General features: G+C 70.3%; 11 protein-coding genes. 5 read left to right on the forward strand and 6 right to left on the reverse strand.

Annotated features, from left to right (window positions below; translation table 11 throughout):
• The first annotated feature begins 92 nt into the window (after positions 1-92).
• From ACAM57_RS21715 to ACAM57_RS21725, 3 genes are all read left to right on the forward strand, one after another.
• On the forward strand, positions 93-2237 hold the full coding sequence (locus ACAM57_RS21715; protein WP_369658874.1) for a glycoside hydrolase family 3 N-terminal domain-containing protein: 2145 nt from the start codon (positions 93-95) through the stop codon (positions 2235-2237).
• A gap of 265 nt (positions 2238-2502) precedes the next feature.
• Positions 2503-3102, forward strand: a complete 600-nt coding sequence (locus ACAM57_RS21720) for a cytochrome P460 family protein (RefSeq protein ID WP_369658875.1) — start codon at positions 2503-2505, stop codon at positions 3100-3102.
• Positions 3103-3298: 196 nt separating this feature from the next.
• The gene (locus ACAM57_RS21725) at positions 3299-3682 is read left to right on the forward strand and encodes a helicase SNF2 (protein WP_369658876.1); all 384 of its coding nucleotides are present in this window, start codon (positions 3299-3301) and stop codon (positions 3680-3682) included.
• A 128-nt stretch (positions 3683-3810) separates the two neighbouring features.
• Here ACAM57_RS21725 and ACAM57_RS21730 read toward each other — a convergent pair whose 3' ends face one another.
• Positions 3811-6672 carry a winged helix-turn-helix domain-containing protein gene (locus tag ACAM57_RS21730; RefSeq protein WP_369658877.1) on the reverse strand — a complete coding sequence of 954 codons (2862 nt, stop codon included), beginning with the start codon at positions 6670-6672 and terminating at the stop codon, positions 3811-3813.
• A 265-nt stretch (positions 6673-6937) separates the two neighbouring features.
• On the opposite strand from ACAM57_RS21730, the gene ACAM57_RS21735 reads away from it, so the two are divergent.
• Complete coding sequence (locus ACAM57_RS21735) at positions 6938-8230, forward strand: epoxide hydrolase family protein (RefSeq protein WP_369658878.1); 1293 nt, start codon at positions 6938-6940, stop codon at positions 8228-8230.
• 30 nt (positions 8231-8260) lie between these two features.
• Here ACAM57_RS21735 and ACAM57_RS21740 read toward each other — a convergent pair whose 3' ends face one another.
• The 4 genes from ACAM57_RS21740 to ACAM57_RS21755 form a co-directional block, all read right to left on the reverse strand.
• Positions 8261-9331, reverse strand: coding sequence for an ATP-binding protein (locus ACAM57_RS21740; protein WP_369658879.1), 1071 nt, complete (start codon positions 9329-9331; stop codon positions 8261-8263).
• Positions 9332-9489: 158 nt separating this feature from the next.
• Positions 9490-9867, reverse strand: a complete 378-nt coding sequence (locus ACAM57_RS21745; RefSeq protein WP_126024648.1) for a response regulator transcription factor — start codon at positions 9865-9867, stop codon at positions 9490-9492.
• Positions 9868-10004: 137 nt separating this feature from the next.
• Positions 10005-10652, reverse strand: coding sequence for a response regulator transcription factor (locus ACAM57_RS21750; RefSeq protein ID WP_369658880.1), 648 nt, complete (start codon positions 10650-10652; stop codon positions 10005-10007).
• A 40-nt stretch (positions 10653-10692) separates the two neighbouring features.
• A complete protein-coding gene (locus ACAM57_RS21755; RefSeq protein WP_369658881.1) occupies positions 10693-15876 on the reverse strand; it encodes an AAA family ATPase in 5184 nt (1727 codons plus the stop codon).
• A gap of 372 nt (positions 15877-16248) precedes the next feature.
• On the opposite strand from ACAM57_RS21755, the gene ACAM57_RS21760 reads away from it, so the two are divergent.
• Positions 16249-17061 (forward strand): alpha/beta fold hydrolase, encoded by an 813-nt coding sequence (locus ACAM57_RS21760; protein ID WP_369658882.1) that lies wholly within the window; start codon positions 16249-16251, stop codon positions 17059-17061.
• Positions 17062-17092: 31 nt separating this feature from the next.
• On the opposite strand, the gene ACAM57_RS21765 is transcribed toward ACAM57_RS21760, so the two are convergent.
• Positions 17093-17884 (reverse strand): transporter substrate-binding domain-containing protein, encoded by a 792-nt coding sequence (locus ACAM57_RS21765; protein ID WP_369658883.1) that lies wholly within the window; start codon positions 17882-17884, stop codon positions 17093-17095.
• Between the last annotated feature and the right edge of the window lie 103 nt (positions 17885-17987).

The raw sequence follows: 17987 nt of genomic DNA on the forward strand, positions 1-17987 counted from the left end.
TTTCACCGAATCATCGACCACACCACATGGCCGATGGCCCTGCCCCGCAGCATGCCATCATTGAGGCCCCTGGGTTCTATTCGAAATCCCTGATGAGCCGCATCGATTCCCTCATGGCCCGGATGACGCTTGCCGAAAAGCTCGGCCAGCTCACGATGACCGCCTCCAGCTACACGGTCACCGGACCGGTGCTCGCGGGAGACTCCACGCAGTCGATCATCGACGGCACCGTCGGCAACCTGCTGAACATGGTCGGGGCCGGCCCCACGCACGAGATGCAGCGGCTGGCCGTCGAGAAGTCGCGGCTGGGCATTCCGCTGCTGATCGGCCTGGACATCATCCATGGCCACCGCACGCTCTTCCCGATTCCGCTCGCGGAGGCCGGCGCCTTCGACGACGAACTCTGGGAGCGCACGGCGCGCGAGGCCGCGCGCGAAGGCGCGGCCGACGGCCTGGCGATGACCTTCGCGCCGATGCTCGACGTGTCGCGCGATCCGCGCTGGGGCCGCACCGCCGAAGGCCCGGGCGAAGACCCCTGGCTCAACGCGCGCATCGCGCAGGCAAAGGTTCGCGGTTTCCAGGGCACCGACCTGTCGTCGGCCGGCACACTGGCCGCCTGCGCGAAGCATTTCGTCGCATACGGCGGCGTCAACGCGGGGCGGGAGTACGCCGCCGTCGACATCTCCGAGCGCACCCTGCACGAAGTGCACCTGCCGGGCTTCGCGGCCGCCGTGCGCGCCGGCGTCGCGACGCTGATGCCGGCCTTCACCGATCTCAACGGCGTGCCGATGACGGCGCACGTCCCCCTGCTGCGCGACTGGCTGCGCGGCGAGATGGGCTTCGAGGGCGTGATCGTCAGCGACTACAACGCGATCGCCGAACTCATCAAGCACGGCGTCGCCGCCGATCTGGTCGATGCCGCGGTGCTGGCGCTGAAGGCCGGTGTCGACATCGACATGATGGCCGACGCGTACCGCAAGGGCCTGCCGGTAGCGCTCGAACAGGGGCGCGTGACCATCGAGGAGATCGACGCGAGCGTGCGACGCGTGCTGCGGCTGAAGGAACAGCTCGGCCTGTTCGACGACCCCTACCGCCGTGGAGCGACACCGGAGTCCACGCAGGCTGTCGCCGAACGGCGAGCGATAGCGCGCGACGCAGCGCGCAAGGCCATCGTCATGCTCAGGAACGAGCGCGACACCCTGCCCTTGCCTGCTTCGGCGAAGACGCTGTGCGTCATCGGCCCTCTTGCCGACGCCAACACCGAAATGAAAGGCCCGTGGTGGGGCGCCGGCGAACACGAGCCGGCGGTCACCGTGCTGGGCGGCCTTCGCGCCGCGCTGCCGCAGGCCGAGATACGCCACGCGCCCGGCGTCGCCATCGAGAGCGACGACGACAGCGGCATCGACGCCGCCGTCGCGCTGTGCGACGGCGCCGACGCCGTGCTGCTGTGCCTGGGCGAACGCGCCACGATGAGCGGCGAAGCGGCCAGCCGCGCCACGCCCGCTCTCGCCGGCCGGCAGCAGGCCCTGGCCGAAGCGGTGATGGCCCGCGCGAAGAAGCTGGGCATCCCCGTCATCGCGATCCTGTTCTCGGGCCGTCCGCTCGTCGTTCCCTGGCTGGCCGGGCACGCCGATGCACTGCTGGCCGCATGGTTCCTCGGCGTCGAAGCCGGCAATGCGATCGCCGACGTGGTCACGGGCCAGGCAAGCCCCGGCGGCCGCACGCCGATGAGCTGGCCGCGCGCCGTCGGGCAGGTGCCGGTCTTCTTCGGCCAGCGCCCTTCCGGCCGGCCGATGAACCCCGCCGACTACTTCACGAGCAAGTACCAGGACGTCGACAACTCGCCGCTCTATGCCTTCGGCCACGGCCTGAGCTACGGCAGGTTCGGCTATGAGGAATTGCAGGTCGAACAGAAGCGGGTGAGCGAGCAGGACACGCTGAAAATCAGCATCGGGCTGCGCAACACCGGCGCGCGCGAGGCCGAGGAGACGGTCTTCCTGTTCGCCCGCCGCAAGGTGAGCCGGGTCACCCGGCCGCTGCTGGAGCTCAAGGGCTACGCGAAGCTGCGGCTGGCGCCCGGCGAAACCGGCTCCGTGAAACTGGAGTTGCCGGCGGCCGAACTGCGCTATCCCGGTCCGGACCTGCAGCCCCTGTTCGAGGCTGGCGAGGTCGATATCCTCGTCGGGCCGAGCGCCGATGCATCGGGGCTGCTGCGCCAGACCATCGAGCTGTACTGACCCGGGCCCGGTCCGCCTTCACGCCTGCGCCTTCGTGCAGGACTTCACCGCGCGTGCTCGACGGCGCACGGCAGGCCGCCGCGGGTGTGCGGGCCCAAGAGCGCGACAGTACGCCCCGGTAACGTAGTGTGTGGACCGGCGAAGCGCGATACACGCGCATACGCAGTGTGCGGAGACAGGGAAGAAGGCGGCGGACCATCGGCGCGCCCCGGGGCGCGGTCCCGCGTGTCGTGGGCATTTTCTTGTCCAACAGCACAGTCCACCCATGAACAACCCACACACGCACCAGCCTTCCAGCACGAATGCGGCGAAGGCATTTCCCCTTTCCCTCAAAGGCGCTCCGGCGAAGTTCGTCGGCGCAGGCGTTCTCGCGCTCGCAGCCGCCCTGGCCACCTTCGCGGTCGCTCCCATTGCGGCGAAGGAGACCCGCGCTGCCGCGCCGGACCCGCAGGCATCGCCGATCTACGGCGTCACCCTGCCCAAGGGCTACCGGCAGTGGCAGCTGATCGCGCCCGCCATCGAGGCCGAGCCGCTGAACGAACTGCGCGTCGTGCTCGGCAACACCAAGGCGATCAAGGCCTACGACCAGGGCACGCTGCCCTTTCCCGACGGGACCGTGCTCGTCAAGCTGGCATGGAAACACGTGCAGTCGCCCGAGTTCGCGCCCGCCTCCATTCCTGGCGCGGCCACCACCGTGCAGGTGATGGTCAAGGACTCGAAGAAATACGCCGCCACCGGCGGCTGGGGCTTCGGCCGCTTCATCGACGGCAAGCCCGCGGACCTGGCACAGCACCAGACCTGCTTCGCCTGCCACCAGTCGCTGGTGAAGAACCACGACTACGTGTTCACGCGGCTCGCGCCCTGAGAGGCCGCACGGGTCGTTTTGAAATTTATTGTTGGCGGATACGGCCCGGATACAGAGGCATACGCAAACCGCTCACGAGCCGCCTCATGCGCCGAACAATCTCTCCATCAGTTCGGAAAAGCACATGCGATCCGGCTGACAAACCCTCTTGCAAACCTTATTGCCAATTGTCATCACCCAACCGAAAGGATTCATCATGAAAGCTTCCGTCCTCCTCGCCGCCGCAGCCGTCTCGTCGTTGTTCGCCTTGGGCGCGAGCGCCGAGGAATACCAGGGCGTGCTGCAGTTCCACTCCAGCGCGAGCCGCGCCGGCGTCCGGGCCGAGGCTGTCGTCGCCTCGCACAGCGCAGACCCCTATCGCGAAGGCGCCTCGGCGGACGTCGCTCCCGCGCTGCCCACCCTGGCCAAGCGCTCGGACACGCGTGCCGAAGCCGTGGCGGCTGCCCGCGCCGGCAACCTCTATGCCGACGGTGCCGACGCCGGCGTGCCGCAGGCGTTCACCAGCACGCTCGATCGTTCGACGGTGCGCGCGCAGGCACGCGCAACGGCGGCCCACGGCGTGACCGAGGGAACGCTGTAAGCGGCCATCGATGCGCATCGCATCTGCTTCCATCGTTCCCGACGCCGGGAAATCTCGATGATCGTTTCCCGGCCGCAGCCCGCCGCCCGCTTCCCGTCGAGGAAGCGCGCGGCGCGGCCGCGCCTTCCCTAGTCCATCGACCCGTCGAGCAGCCGCTCGGCTTCCTGCAGATCCGCGGTTTCGAAGCCCTCCGTGTAGTGGGCGAGCACGCCGGCCAGCAGTTCCCTTCCCTCCCGCCCGCACCCCGCTTTTTCCCGGAGGCGAGCCAGGTCCATTGCCACGCGCAGCTCCCACGAGCGTGCCCCTTGCTGCCTGCTGGCAGCCAGCGCTTCGAGCAGCGATTCTTCGGCGCTCGCCATGTCCGGCGGCACGGCACCCGAGAAAGCCCGCGCCTTCACGCGAAGAAGTTCCGGAAGGTTGTAGAGGTCTCCCTTGGCATGCACCAGCGCGAGCGTGTCGTTCATCAGCTCCAGCGCCTCGCCGTTCCTGCCGATGGCGTTCAGGCCTTCGGCGAGCGTGATGTTGAACGAGGTGGTGAGCAACTCGTAGCGTGACGCGCGCAGCTCGATCAGCGACTCCTGGATCGCCTGCACGCCCCTTGCTGCATCGCCGCGCTTCACCGCGAGTTCGCCCTTCACCCCGCGGCCCACTGCCAGGTACGGCGTCAGCGAATGCGATTCCGCATAGGCGATGAAGCGGTCGATGTCCTGCTCGGCCCGCGCCAGGTCGCCGACCCACATGTATACCGACACGGCCCATATCAGGGCGATGCACAGCGTGACCGGGTGGTTCAGGTGCCTGGCCTCCTCGACCGCACGCTGGGCGACGACCACGGCCTGCGTGGGATGGCCCTGCAGCCACAGGGTCCTGGCCAGCGCGATGCATGCGCGGTTGTGGAAGTCGAAGCCCGCGTGGATGCTGCTGCGCTGCCGCGACACCGAGGCACCGGCGATCGCGGCCTCCAGGAAATGCCGCGCGCGGGGCTGGTCGCCCACCAGGTGGTGGCACAGGCCCACCAGCGAATTGGCGGTCGCCTGCGCCGTCGCGTCGTCGATGGACGCGGCCACGTCGGCACAGCGCCTGGCGTGGCTGAGCGATTCGACGAAGTCGCCGATGCGCTCGTGGAATATCTGCAGCCGCCCCAGCAGCTCGACCTGGCTGCGGGAATCGCCGAGCTCCTCGGCCACCCGCAGGCTGCGTTCGAGCGCATGGCGCACCTCGTCGCTGTGGCCACGCGTGAACATCTGCGAGAGGCCGACGGCCGCCTGCAGATGCATCTCTGCGGCACTGCCAGCGGAAGCCGTGCCCAGCCCGGCGAGCGCACGCTTCGACCAGTCGTGGCACTCCGCCAGCAGCGACATCGCCATGAAGGCCGGCACGGCCGCCAGCATCAGGGAAACGCCCAGCTCCCTGGCATCGGCGCGATCGAAGCACCAGGCGAGCGCAGCCCTCACGTTGCCCAGGTCCGCAAGGTCCGACGCGCGGGCGGTGTCGCGCGAGAAGGCGTCGTCCTGCGCGGCCATCTGCTCCAGCCGCTTGCGGAAGTAGATGGCGTGGCGCCGCGCCGCCGAGTCGGCCAGATCGGCGCCGGCCTTCGAATGCGCGTACGCGCGGGTGCTTTCGAGCAGCCGGTACTGGGTCGAGGCGCCGGAGCGCCGGAGGGAGAGCAGAGATTTCTCCGCGAGGCTCGCGACCGCGTCGACCACCTGCGCCTGCGTCAGCTCCTGGTCCGCTGCCACTTCGCGAGCGGCCTCCAGCGAGAAGTGGCCGACGAAGACCGACAGCCGGCACAGCACCAGGCGCTCCGGCATGTCGAGCAGTTCGTAGCTCCAGTCCAGGGTGGCCTGCAGCGTCTGGTGCCGCGGCTGCGCCGTGCGCTGTCCCAGCCACGAAAGCGCCAGGCGCTCGTCGAGCAGCGCGGCCGTCTGCTGGAGCCCGTAGGCGGCAACGCGCCGCGCCGCGAGTTCGATGGCGAGGGCGACGCCATCGAGCTTCCTGCAGATGCTCGCGATGACGGGCGCGTCCTCGTCGTTCAGGTCGGGCATCGCGCCGCTCGCGCCGGCCCGGTCGACGAACAGGCGCGTGGCGGGATACATGAGGATGTCGCGCGCGACGAGCCCGGGCTGGTCGGGCGGGTTGTCCAGCGGATCGAGCAGGTGGATGTGCTCCCCCTGCACCCGCAAAGCCTCGCGGCTGGTGGCAAGAATGTGGATGCGCGGCGCCGCCTGGAAGATGCGCTCGGCCAGCGAGGCGGCCGCCGCGATCACGTGCTCGCAGTTGTCCAGTATCAGCAGCATGCGCCTTTCGCGCAGGTAGGCGATAAGGCTGGGCACCGGGTCGGCGGAGCGCACCGACAGCCCCAGCATCGATGCGATGGCGCTGGGCACCAGGCCGGGGTCCAGCAGCATCGAAAGATCGACGAACACCACGGCCCCGCCGAACTCGCCGAGCATGTCCTGCCCGGTGCGGACCGCGACGCTGGTCTTGCCCACGCCGCCCGAGCCCACGATGGTGACGAACCTCGTGCGGGCCAGCTGGGCCGGGATCGCGGCCAGGTCCTTCGCGCGGCCGACCAGTTCCACCGGCTGCGCGGGAAGGCCGGGCTCGACGCAGCTTGCCTCGGCCTCGGGCTGCACTTCGATGGCAGCCTCCGCCGGCGTGATGCGGGCCACGAAACAGTAGCCGCGGCCGACGACGTTCGACAGGTACCGTGCGCCGTCCTGCCCGTCGCCGAGTGCCTGCCTCAGCATCGCGATCTGGTAGCGCAGGCTGCCGTCCGAAACCACCATGCCGGGCCAGGCCAGCGCCATGAGCTCCCGCTTGCTCACGATGGTGTTGGCATTGGCGACCAGCGCGAGGAGCACATCCATCGCCCGTCCACCCAGATCCACCGGCACCCCCTCGCGCTCCAGCAGCCGCTGCGCGACGCGCAGGGTGAACGGGCCGAAGGAGACGGGACCGGCGGTCTTGAAGGAGTTGTCGTCGCTCATGGAGATGGGGGAACTGCGGCGTGCCGCGCACGCGGCGGATTGCCAGGCCGCACGCGGTCGATCCGATCGGCCCGGCGGACCCGCCGGCCGCCTCGGCAGCGCGGGCGGACGGAGCATAACCGAGGGTCGCGGCGTGCCGATTTGTATGACCGTGTGTCGGCCCGCCCCCGAGGTACCTGCGCATGCGAATCGACCCTTTCTTCACACACGCGGGATACATCCGCCCACTTCAATGGAGCTGTTTCAACTTCACAGAGATGCCTGCATGAGCAACCTCCATCCATCCCTCTCGCGCCGCCACCTGCTGGCCACGTCGATCGCCCTCGGCGCCGCGGGCGCTGCCTCCGGCGCCTTCGCCATGCTGCGGCCGCCCGCAGCCGCGGGCCCCGACGACACCTCGGTGCGCCCGTTCCGCATCAGCGTCGACCGCGAAGCGCTGGCCGACCTGCGCCGGCGGCTGGGCGCCACCCGCTGGCCGAGCGCCGAGACCGTCGCCGACGATTCGCAGGGCGTGCGGCTCGCCACGCTGCGCTCCCTGGTGCGCCACTGGGCCACCGACTACGACTGGCGCAAGGGCGAGGCCCGGCTCAACGCCGTTCCGCAGTTCGTGACCACCATCGACGGCCTCGACATCCAGTTCGCGCACATCCGCTCGCGCCACGCCGACGCGATGCCGCTGATCATGACGCACGGCTGGCCGGGCTCGATCTTCGAGCTGCTCAAGGTCGTGGGCCCGCTGACCGACCCCACCGCCCATGGCGGCCGCGCGCAGGACGCGTTCCACCTCGTGCTGCCCTCGCTGCCCGGCTTCGGCTTCTCGGGCCAGCCCCAGGCCACGGGCTGGGGCTCCGACCACATCGCGCGCGCCTGGGGCGTGCTGATGGCGCGGCTGGGCTACAGGCAGTTCGTCTCGCAGGGCGGCGACTGCGGCTCGGTCATCTCGCACCGCATGGCGATGCAGAAGGTGCCGGGCCTCATGGCGATCCACGTCAACATGCCGGGCACCGTGCCTGCCGAGATCGCATCGATCCTCGCCGCGGGCGGCCCCGCGCCCGCGGGGCTGTCGCCCAAGGAGCGCGCGGCCTTCGACAAGCTGGACGCCTTCTACAAAAACAGCTCGGGCTACTCCGCGATGATGGTCACGCGTCCGCAGACGCTGGGCTACGCGCTGGCCGATTCGCCCGTGGGCCAGGCCGCCTGGATCTACGACAAGTTCGCCACCTGGACCTACTCGGGCGGCGTGCCCGAGCGGGTGCTGCCGCGCGACGAGATGCTCGACGACATCTCGCTGTACTGGCTGACCAACAGCGCGACCTCGGCCGCGCAGATCTACTGGGAAGACCACTCGAACAACTTCAATGCCGTCGACATCTCGCTGCCGGCAGCGGTGACGGTGTTCCCCGGCGAGATCTACCAGGCGCCGCGCACCTGGGCCGACCGCGCCTACCACGACCTGATCTACTGGAACGAGGTGGACACCGGCGGTCATTTCGCCGCGTGGGAACAGCCGGCGCTGTTCAGCCAGGAAGTGCGCGCGGCGTTCAGGTCGCTGCGCTGAGCCAGGTAGAAGCACACGCCGCCGCCCCTGTCATGCGACTACGAGCGGCAGCGTGAGCCGCGCCTCGAGCCCGCCGCAGCGGCGGTTCTGCAGCTGCAGGTCGCCCTGCATCGACCGGGCCAGCCGCCTGGCGATCGCGAGGCCGAGGCCCGAGCCGGCCTTGGCCTCCGAGCCGCCCTGCTGCGCGCGGACCCATGGCGCGAAAACCGCCTCCATCTGCGCCGGCCGGATGCCCGGCCCCGAGTCCACCACGGCCAGCACCAGGCTCGTGGCGTCGACGCGGGCGCTGACCCGCACGTCGCTGCCGTAGCGCAGCGCGTTGTCGATCAGATTGGCGAGCACGCGGCGCAGCGCGAGCGGGCAGGCCATCACCGGCTGCCCGATGTGGCCGTCGACGGCGATCGCCCGGCCGGACTCGCGGTAGTCGCGCATCAGGCTGCCGAGCAGGCCGTCGGCATCGACGCGCTGCAGCGGCTCGGCCACGCTGCGCTGCAGCCGCGCGCTGGCCACGCTGGCCTCGACCAGCTCGCGCATCTGCGCCAGATCGCGTTCCATGGCTTCGCGCAGCGAGACGTCTTCCAGCATCTCGCAGCGCAGGCCCATGCGGGTCAGCGGCGTGCGCAGGTCGTGCGCATAGGCGGCCTGCACGTCGAGATGCGCCACGTCGCGCTCCGTCTGGCGGCGGCGGACGTTGTTGATCGCGCGTGCCAGCCGCACGATGGCGCGCGGACCGCTTTCGGCGAGCTCGGGCATGCCGGCGCCGCTGCCTTGCTGCTCCAGCGCGCGAGCCAGGCGTGCCGCGCCCGCGCGGTGGTCCATCGCCTCCAGCCAGAGGAAGACGGCGAGCAGCATGAGGCCGACGAGCACCGACACGCACAAGATCCACCGCAGGCTGTCGTCGAGCGGGCAGGTCAGGGGCGACAGCGTCGCGGCATGGACGTTCTGCCCGAGCGTGGCCACCGCGAGCGCGCGCGCCGCGATCAAGGCCAGGCCGCGGGACCGGCGGCCCGGACGCCCGGAACTCGAAACGGCCCCGGCGGGCGCTGCGGATGCGCGCGGCGGATGGAAGGAACTGATGGATGCGCGGGACTTCTTCGTCATTGGTTTTCTCCTGCTGCCGGCGCACGTGCCGGCATGGGAGTGATGACATCACGCGAGGGGTCGCACAGACCATTGCATCAGCGTTTGTCGCCCCCCTACGAAGGTTTGCCCCCGTCATGCGCCGGGGTGCCGCGAAATCCGTCTCCTTGCGGGGAGTTTCAGGCCCGGCCCAGCGCGCGGCCGATCCAGGTCTCGAGCTCGGCGGCGTCGATCGGCTTCTCGATCAGGCAGAGCGCGGGGCTGGCCTCCACGCGCTCCCGCGTGCGGGCGCTGGCGAAGGCGCTGATGAAGATGACGGGCACGCGCAGGCCTTCGCGCTCCAGGCATTCGACCAGCGCGATGCCGTCCATGGCCGGCATCTGGATGTCGCAGACGAGGCAGCGCGTGCGCGCCGGAACGTCGGAGGCGAGGAAGTCGACGGCCGACTCGAACGCGCGGGCCTCCCATCCGAACGAGCGCACGAGACTGCTCGTCGCGGCACGCACGAAGGGATCGTCGTCGACGATGGAAACGAGTTCGATGGCTGAAGAGGACAAGGAGGAGGACAAGGAGGAAGCCCGTTCTCTACCCCGGGGGTTTCCGGTGAAGGCGCAGGAACATTCCCGCCCCTGCCCAGGATTGCAGGATAGCGGCGCCAGCGCGCGGCGCCATCATCCGTAGGTATGGCTTCGCCTCAGCAGGCACCCTCCACCACACCCAGCGCCTCCATCTTGCGCACCAGCTCGGCGACCGAGCGCGCGTTCATCTTGCGCATCGCCTGGCCGCGATGGATCTTGGCCGTGATCTCCGCGATGCCCATGCGATCGGCGATCTGCTTGTTCATCAGGCCGCCGGCCACGTGCTGCACCACCTCGCACTCGCGCGGCGTGAGCGAATCCCAGCAGGCGCGCGCCGCCTGCAGCAGCCGCGCGCTCTCCAGGCGCCGCGCATCGCGCTCCAGCGCGGCGATGACCGCGTCGATCATGTCCTGGTCGCGGAAAGGCTTCGCCAGGAAGTCCACCGCCCCGGCCTTCATCGCCTTCACGGTCATGGCGATGTCGCCGTGGCCGGTCATGAACACGATCGGCATGTGGGGCTCGCCGCGCTCCAGCAGGGCCTGCTGGAAGGCCAGGCCGCTCTGGCCGCGCAGGCGCACGTCCAGCACCAGGCAGGAGGGCCCGCCGGAGCGCGGCGCGGCGAGGAACTCCTCGGTCGTGGCGAAGGCGTGCACCGCCAGGTCGATGGAGCGCAGCAGGCTGCACAGCGCATTGCGCACGAGCTCGTCGTCATCGACGATGAACACGCAGCGAAGAGTTGCCGGAGTCGGATCGGAAGGAGGCATGGACAGAGACGTTGTTGAAGGCTTCGGGGCGACAGCCCTTTCAGCGGCTGCCGGTGCCCGGAAGCGGCAGGCTGAAGACGGCGCGCATGCCCGTGGGCTTGCGCTGCTGCAGCTCCAGAGTGCCGCCGTGCGCGTCGAGGATCGACTTGCAGATCGCCAGCCCCATGCCCATGCCGTTGGACTTGGTGGTGAACAGCGGCTTGAGCAGATGCTGCGCCGCCTCGGGGCCGACGCCCGGTCCGGCGTCTTCCACCACGATGCTCACATGCCCGCCGTCGTGCACGCAGGCCATCGACAGCGGCCGCGGGCCGGGCGGCAGGCCAGCCATCGACTCGGCGCCGTTCATCAGCAGGTTGACCGCCACCTGCTGCAGCTGCACGCGGTCGCCATGCACGGCAAGTGGCGCCTCCAGGCCCTTCGTCTCCAGCGTGACGCCCATGGTGTCGAGCGCGCCGGCGACCAGCGTGGCCGCCTCGCTCAGGGCTTCGCCGAGATCGAAGGCGGCGAACTGCGGCTCCGCGTTGCGCGCCTTGGCGCGAAGGCCCTGGATGATGGTGCGCGCGCGCAACGCGCTCCTGCTGATGTGCGTGAGCATCTCGCGGGCCTCGCCGATGTCGGGCGGGCTGCGGTCCAGCCAGCGCAGCGCGGCGCTGGCCGAGGTGTCGACCGCGGCGATCGGCTGGCCCACCTCGTGCACGATGGAAGCCACCAGCTCGCCCATCGCCTTCAGGCGGGTCGCGCGCTCGAGCTCGGTGAGCGTGCTGCGCAGCTGCTCCTCGGCCCGCGCGCGCTGCTGGTTCTGGTCGATCAGTTCCTCGTACAGCCGCGCGTTCTCCAGCGCGAAGGCCGCCTGCGAGGCGATCACCTCCAGCACCTCGGCCTTGGCGGGCGTGAACACGTGGGAGGCCAGGTTGTTCTCCAGATAGAGCACGCCCACAAGCATGGCGTGGCGCATCAGCGGCACGCACAGGATCGAGCGCGGACGCCGGCGTCGGATGTAGTCGTCCTGCGCGAGCGAGGCGCTCTCGCGCGCGTCGTCCACCACGATGTGCTGCTGGGTGCGCGCCACCGCCTGGACGATGGAGACAGGCAGTGCCCCGGCATCGAAGGCAACGCCCTCCTGCGCGAGCACGACGGCGCCGTCGCGCACCCGCGCCTGGGCACGAACCTGCCACACCTCCTGCCGGAACAGCGCCAGCGTGCCGGACTCCGCACCGGCGTTCTCGAGCGCGGTGCGAAGCAGCGTCTCGACCAGGCGCACCGGAACGATCTCGCCGGCCAGCGCCGTGGAGATGCGCAGGACGGCCTGCGCATCGAGCCCCTGCATCCGCCGCGTGTTCGGCGCCGGGTCCTCGATCTCGAAGAGACCCGGGTGCGAAGCCTGCAGCTGGCGCACCTTGGCCGTGGCGCCCCAGCGCTGCCATGCGCCGCGTGCGTGGCGCAGGTTGCCGTGCGCCGACAGGTCGTCGCCGCGTCCGGCATGGAAGGCCGCGGCAAGCTCGGCCGCCAGCGCCTCGACCTGGGTGAAACCGTGGCGCCGCGCGTGCGACACCGCCCGCGCATAGGCCTGCACGGCGGCGAGCGGATCGCCGTCGATGCGGCACATCTCCGCGCGCACCAGCTGGAAGCGGGCCAGGAAGTTGGCCGGGCAGGCCTGGCTCCAGGCCTGCAGCTGCTTCACGTCACGCTGCAGCGCCGCCTGCTGGGACGCATCGCGCCCGGGAAGCGCGAGCAAGGCCAGCGCGCCGTAGAACGGCAGGTCGCCGCTCTCGGCGAAGGTCCGGCCCGACGAGGCGCAGGCCTCGGCCCGATGGCGCGCCTCGATCGCTTCGGCGAGCCTGCCGCCGAGGAGCGCCGCCTGCAGCCTGTAGACCCAGCAGGCGAAATCGACGAGCGTGGCGGGTTGGCCTTCCCGCGGCGGGCTCGGCTGCTCGTCGGCATCGCCGGCGGTGCCGTCCTGCAGCTGCGCCAGCAGCACCTTCTGGGCCAGCAGCGCCTCGATCACGAGCTGGAAATTCGCGTCGCGTGCAACGGCCAGCCCGCGCTCGACCGTATCCCGCACGTCGCCGAGGTACTCGCCCGCGAAGAGCATTCCCGTCGCCTGGTTGCGCCCGCAGTAGATCGCGAAGGTGTGGTCGCCGCTCGCAACCGCCACGTCGTAGGCGCGCCGGATGTAGTCGCGCGCCGCGCGCGCCGGCTGCGTCCACGGGACCACCATGGTGCCGAAGGTCATGTAGACCCGGCCCCGGTATTGGGCGAGCCCGCGCTCGTCGACCAGGTGCAGCGCGAGCGCGCCGAACTCCCGCGCGGCGGCGTAGTTGCCGTAGCGCACGCCGAAGACCTGCGTCATGCAGACGTAGCCGTCCGCCGACGCGTCGGAATGGCCCTGCGCGATGTTGAGACCGATCATGCGCAAGAGGATCAGGTCGACCAGGTCCTGGTCGGTGTAGAGCGCCGGCGGGATGAGGTCCGCGAAGATGTCGGTGATCGCCCGGCGCAGCGGGTCGGCCACGACGGGCAGCCGGCGCAGCGCCCCGATGCCGTGCTGGTCGATCCATGCCTGCAGCACCGCGTGCTCCCGGTCGACGGCCGCGGCGTCGGGCCGCCTCGGCATGTCGATGCCCGACTTGCGCAGGAAGACCAGCCCCACGTCCAGCGCGCGGTCGAAGTTGCCGAGCGTGGTGTACAGCGCCGCGCGCAGGCGCGCGAGATCGGCGCCGAAGATGCCGTCTCCCGCGATCTCCTCCAGCGCCGCGAGGCGGGCCTCGGCGGCTTCCAGCGCCCCGGTCATGAACTCGGCCTCGCCGCAGAGCGCGCGCGCATGCAGGCCGTCCTCGCTGGTGTCGTCCTCGCCGAGGAAGGCGAGCGCGGCGCGGAAGAAGCCGAGCGCCGAATGGTGGGCGGTCGCGGCCTTCGCCTGGCGGCCGGCCTCCAGGTTGAGCCGCGCGAACTCGCGCCGCTCCTGCGGTGCCTCGACGGCCAGGCGTGCAAGGCTGGCCTGCGCGGCGAGCGAGAACACCCGCGCGGGATCGGGCGCCTGCCGCAGCTGGCGCCGCACGATCCGCAGGTGCATGCGCGGCCGCTCCGCCGGCGGGATCGAGCCGTAGGCGGCCTCGCGGATGCGGTCGTGCCAGAAGACCCAGTCCTCGCCGTCGCGCTGGATGCTGCCTGCCTCGCGCGCATCGTCGAGCGCCGCCTGCAGGCGCCTGGCCGCTTCGGTGCCGGGCTGCACGTCCATCGCGAGCGCGAGCGCATCGTCCGAGCTCCGGTGGCCGAGGCAGGCCATCACGCGCAGGACGGCCTGCGCCGCCGCGGGCAGTTGCTCGAAACGGCGCGCCATCAGGTCGCCGACGGTGTCGGCACCGGGGTGGGAAGCGAGCTGTTCGAGGCTCCAGCGCCACGAGGCGGTCTCGGCGTCGTAGGCGAGCAGTCCGTCGTCGGCCAGCAGATGGAGAAGGTGCCGGGCGAAGAGCGGATTGCGCTGCGTCTTCCGGCCGATGAGCTCGGCGAGCTCGCCGACGGCGCTCGCGTCCTGCTGCAGCGTGAGCGCGATCATCTCGCGCAAGGCGCTCTCGTCCAGCGGGCCGAGCTCGATGCGCAGGGCCTGCGGCACCTCGGCGAGCCGGCCGGCGCGCAGCGGATGATCGGCATCCACTCCGCTGTCGCGGAAGGTTCCGACGAGCAGCAGCGCGGCATCGTCGTGCTGATGCAGAAGTCGCTCGATCACCTGCAGGGTTTCGACATCGGCCCATTGCAGGTCGTCGAGCAGCATCACGAGCGGACGCGCGGGCACGGCGAAACAGGCGATGAGCCGCGCCATGCCCTGCAGCACGCGCTCGCGCTCGAGCGCGGGGGCCGCCTCCGGAGCGGCGGGCACGGGCTGCCCGGACTGCAGGCCGAGGATGACGCCGAGCACCGGCAGCAGGCCCGCCAGAGTCCGCTCCACCGGCTTCGCGGCGGCCGCGATGCGGTTGCGCCAGACCGCGAATTCCTCGTTGGCGCAGCCGACCACGTGCCGAAGCAGCGGATCGAGCACCTCCACCAGCAGCGCATACGGCTTGCCGCGGCGCCCTTCCTCGCTCTTGGCCGCGGCCAGCAGCGGTGCGCCCGAGCGCTGCATGCGGGCCACGGCCTCGCGCAGCAGCGTCGACTTGCCGATGCCCGAGGGGCCCCAGACCCAGGCCGCGCGCATGCGGGCGCTGTCCGCGACCTCGCGGTAGAGCGCGAACAGTGCCTGCAGTTCTGCGTCGCGTCCCAGCACGAGGCCCGCGCCGCCGGGCTTGCGCAGGGCCGAATGGGCATCCAGCGCGAACAGGGGAATGCGCCCGTGCTGGCGCAGCAGGGTCTCGCAGCGCCGCAGGTCCGCCAGCACGCCGGCGGCGTCCGTGTACCGGTGTTCGGGCGTCTTCTCCAGCAGCTTCATGACCAGCAGCGAGAGCTGCGGCGGAAGCTGCGGCACCAGCTCTGCGGGCGCGCGGGCGATACGGCTCGCGTGGGCGTGCACGCGCGCGGCGGCATCGGCGCCCTCGAAGGGAAGCCTGCCGGTCATCAGCTCGTAGAGGATGCAGCCGAGCGCGTAGAGGTCGGCGCGCGCATCCACGCGCAGGTTCATTCGTGCGCCGAGTTCCGGCGCCATGTAGTTGAAGCTGTCCTCATCCCAGGAAAGCTGGTCGTCGCCCGCAGCCTTGCTGCCGGCGTCGCCGATGGCGGCGGCCTGGCCGAAGCCGGTGAGACAGGCCCGCCCGTCCTCGCCGAGCAGCATGCGATCGGGCGTGAGCGCGCGATGCAGAACGCCGGCCTCGTGCATCGCGCCTACGGCGGTGGCGAGGCGCAGCGCGAGCGCGAGGAAGGCGCCCACGTCGGAGCAAGGAGCGCCACCGCGGCGAAGCGGCTCGCCGCCGGGGTCCTTCAGGATCAGCAGGAAGCTCTCGCCATGCGGCACCAGCGCGACCGGCACGGCGGCCCATTCGTCGCGAAGCATGTGGCGCAGCGCGTACTCCCGTTGAAGCAGCGCGGCGGTGGCCGGCGTGGTCTGGCCACGCCCGGCCACGAGCGAAGAAGCCACGCCGTGCGCGCGTGCGCGCTCCAGGCGCGGCGTGCCCGCGCCGAGTTCGCGAAAGTCCCGGTACCGCACCGACGAGGCCCCGTGCTGCGCGACAACGGGGGCGTCCGGCACGGCTGCGTCCGCCTCTTCGGGTCCGCTGAGTTCCTGGTGTTGCTGCATGGATGTGGGCCTCTTGCGGCCGCTCGGGCCGCGGAATGCGTGGGGCGCGGGCACAGCCCGCCATTGCTCGTTTTTCTCTCCCCGTCTTCGGGCGCATTCGTGCGCGGATGCCATTGGAACCTCGCCGGTCGCGAGATTGGCGCTGCGTGCGTTGGCTGGTGTTAGGCGTTGTTAGGCGCGGGCATGCGCCGCCCCGAACCGGGGTGTACCGGCGCTGTTTCGGCCACCCGGCTTGAAAAGTAATGTCACTGCACGCGCCCCGGACACAGAGGCATACAGACCGGGCCGTACTTGCCCCGCATCGCCCATAGATTCAGCGCCGTCGGCACCGGGCCGATCCTGTTTCACCCAAGTCCAAAAGGAAGAATCGTCATGAAGAAGTTCTCTCGCCGTCTCGCCGCGACCCTGATGGCCCAGGCGCTCGGCCTGGCAGCGCTGGCGCCCCTGCACTCGTTCGCGCAGCCGGCGGATGCGGCGCCCTCCCCCAGGCCCACGATCGTTCTCGTGCACGGCGCCTTCGCCGACTCATCGAGCTGGGACGGCGTGGTGCAGCGCCTGCAGGCACGGCACTACGCCGTGATCTCCGCCGCCAATCCGCTGCGCGGTCCTTCGTTCGACGCGGCCTCCGTCGCCAGCGTCGTCGATTCGGTCAAGGGGCCGGTCGTGCTCGTCGGGCATTCGTACGGCGGCTCGGTCATCTCGTCGGCCGCGAACGGCAAGGCGAACGTGAAGGCGCTGGTCTATGTGGCGGCCTTCGCGCCCGAGGCGGGCGAAACGGCGCTCGGCCTCACGGGCAAGTTCCCCGGCAGCACGCTCGGGCCCACGCTGGCACCGGCGGTGCCGCTCGCCGACGGCGGCAAGGACCTCTACATCCAGCAGGACAAGTTTCCCGCGCAGTTCGCGGCCGACGTTCCGCTGGCCAAGGCGCGCCTGATGGCCGTGGGCCAGCGCCCCATCGCCGAGGCGGCGCTGAACGAGGCGGCGCAGGCTCCGGCGTGGAAGTCGGTGCCGTCATGGTTCGTGTACGGCGATCGCGACAAGAACATTCCGCCGGCTGCGCTGGCCTTCATGGCGCAGCGCGCCAACGCGCGCAAGACGGTGGTGGTCAAGGGCGCCTCGCACGTCGTGATGACCTCCCAGCCCGAGGCGGTCACCAGGGTGATCGTCGAGGCGGCCGGGCACTGAGCATCGGCCTGGCGTTTCCGGTCTCGGGGATCTACTGCGGCAGGTCTCCGGCCGGGCGCTCCAGCCACTTCATGGACAGCCGGTCGAGTTCGCCGCTCTTCTTCGCCTCGTCGATGATGGCGTTGACCTTCTGGCGCAACGCGTCCTCGCCCTTGGCCACGCCGATGTAATTGGGGCTCTCCTTCAGCAGCAGCTTGTAGGTGGTGCCCAGCGTGGGGTTGCCGACCATGATGGTGTTTGCGACCGATGCCCCCGTGGCGATCAGTTGCACCTGCCCGGAAACGAAGGCCGAGACGGTGCGGGTGTTGTCGTCGAAGCGGCGGATGTCGGTGCCCGAAGGCGCGACCTTGTTGAGCTCCTGGTCCTCGACCGAGCCGCGCGTGACTGCGATCGACTTGCCGGACAGGTCGGCGAAGCTCCTGATGTTCACGGTCTTCGCGCCGAAGATGGCTTGATAGAACGGCGAGTACGCAGCGGTGAAATCGATCTGCTTCTCGCGGTCCGGGTTCTTGCCCAGGGTGGCGATGACCAGCGCGGCCTTCTTCTTCTGCAGGGTCGGAATGCGGTTGGCGCTGGTCACGGGGATCAGGTCGACCTCCACGCCGAGCTTCGCGCCGATGTAGTTGGCCATGTCGATGTCCAGGCCATGCATCTTGAAGTCGCGGTCCATCGAGCCGTAGGGCGGGAAATCGGGAGGAACCGCGATCGCGATCTTCCTGTTCTTGAGGATGGTGTCCAGCGCGCTCTGCGCATGAACCGCCCCGGTTGCCATGAGGCCGCTGAGCGCCAGCCCCAGAACGAATTGCAATCTGCCGAATTTCATGATGCCTGAACGATGACGAGTGGTTGTGGGTTTGATGTCGAGCGCGCGGCCGGGCCCGGCCGCGCCCGCACCAAGCCGCACGAACCGTGCCAGTGGTATACAA

The sequence above is a fragment of the Variovorax sp. V15 genome, from assembly GCF_041154425.1.
GTDB classification, from domain to species: domain Bacteria; phylum Pseudomonadota; class Gammaproteobacteria; order Burkholderiales; family Burkholderiaceae_C; genus Variovorax; species Variovorax guangxiensis.

Bases quoted from the DNA above. Each gene is read 5' to 3' on its own strand.
- ACAM57_RS21715 (WP_369658874.1), top strand. From the start codon at position 93: ATGAGCCGCATCGATTCCCTCATGGCCCGGATGACGCTTGCCGAAAAG.
- ACAM57_RS21720 (WP_369658875.1), top strand. From the start codon at position 2,503: ATGAACAACCCACACACGCACCAGCCTTCCAGCACGAATGCGGCGAAG.
- ACAM57_RS21725 (WP_369658876.1), top strand. From the start codon at position 3,299: ATGAAAGCTTCCGTCCTCCTCGCCGCCGCAGCCGTCTCGTCGTTGTTC.
- ACAM57_RS21730 (WP_369658877.1), bottom strand. From the start codon at position 6,672: ATGAGCGACGACAACTCCTTCAAGACCGCCGGTCCCGTCTCCTTCGGC.
- ACAM57_RS21735 (WP_369658878.1), top strand. From the start codon at position 6,938: ATGAGCAACCTCCATCCATCCCTCTCGCGCCGCCACCTGCTGGCCACG.
- ACAM57_RS21740 (WP_369658879.1), bottom strand. From the start codon at position 9,331: ATGACGAAGAAGTCCCGCGCATCCATCAGTTCCTTCCATCCGCCGCGC.
- ACAM57_RS21750 (WP_369658880.1), bottom strand. From the start codon at position 10,652: ATGCCTCCTTCCGATCCGACTCCGGCAACTCTTCGCTGCGTGTTCATC.
- ACAM57_RS21755 (WP_369658881.1), bottom strand. From the start codon at position 15,876: ATGCAGCAACACCAGGAACTCAGCGGACCCGAAGAGGCGGACGCAGCC.
- ACAM57_RS21760 (WP_369658882.1), top strand. From the start codon at position 16,249: ATGAAGAAGTTCTCTCGCCGTCTCGCCGCGACCCTGATGGCCCAGGCG.
- ACAM57_RS21765 (WP_369658883.1), bottom strand. From the start codon at position 17,884: ATGAAATTCGGCAGATTGCAATTCGTTCTGGGGCTGGCGCTCAGCGGC.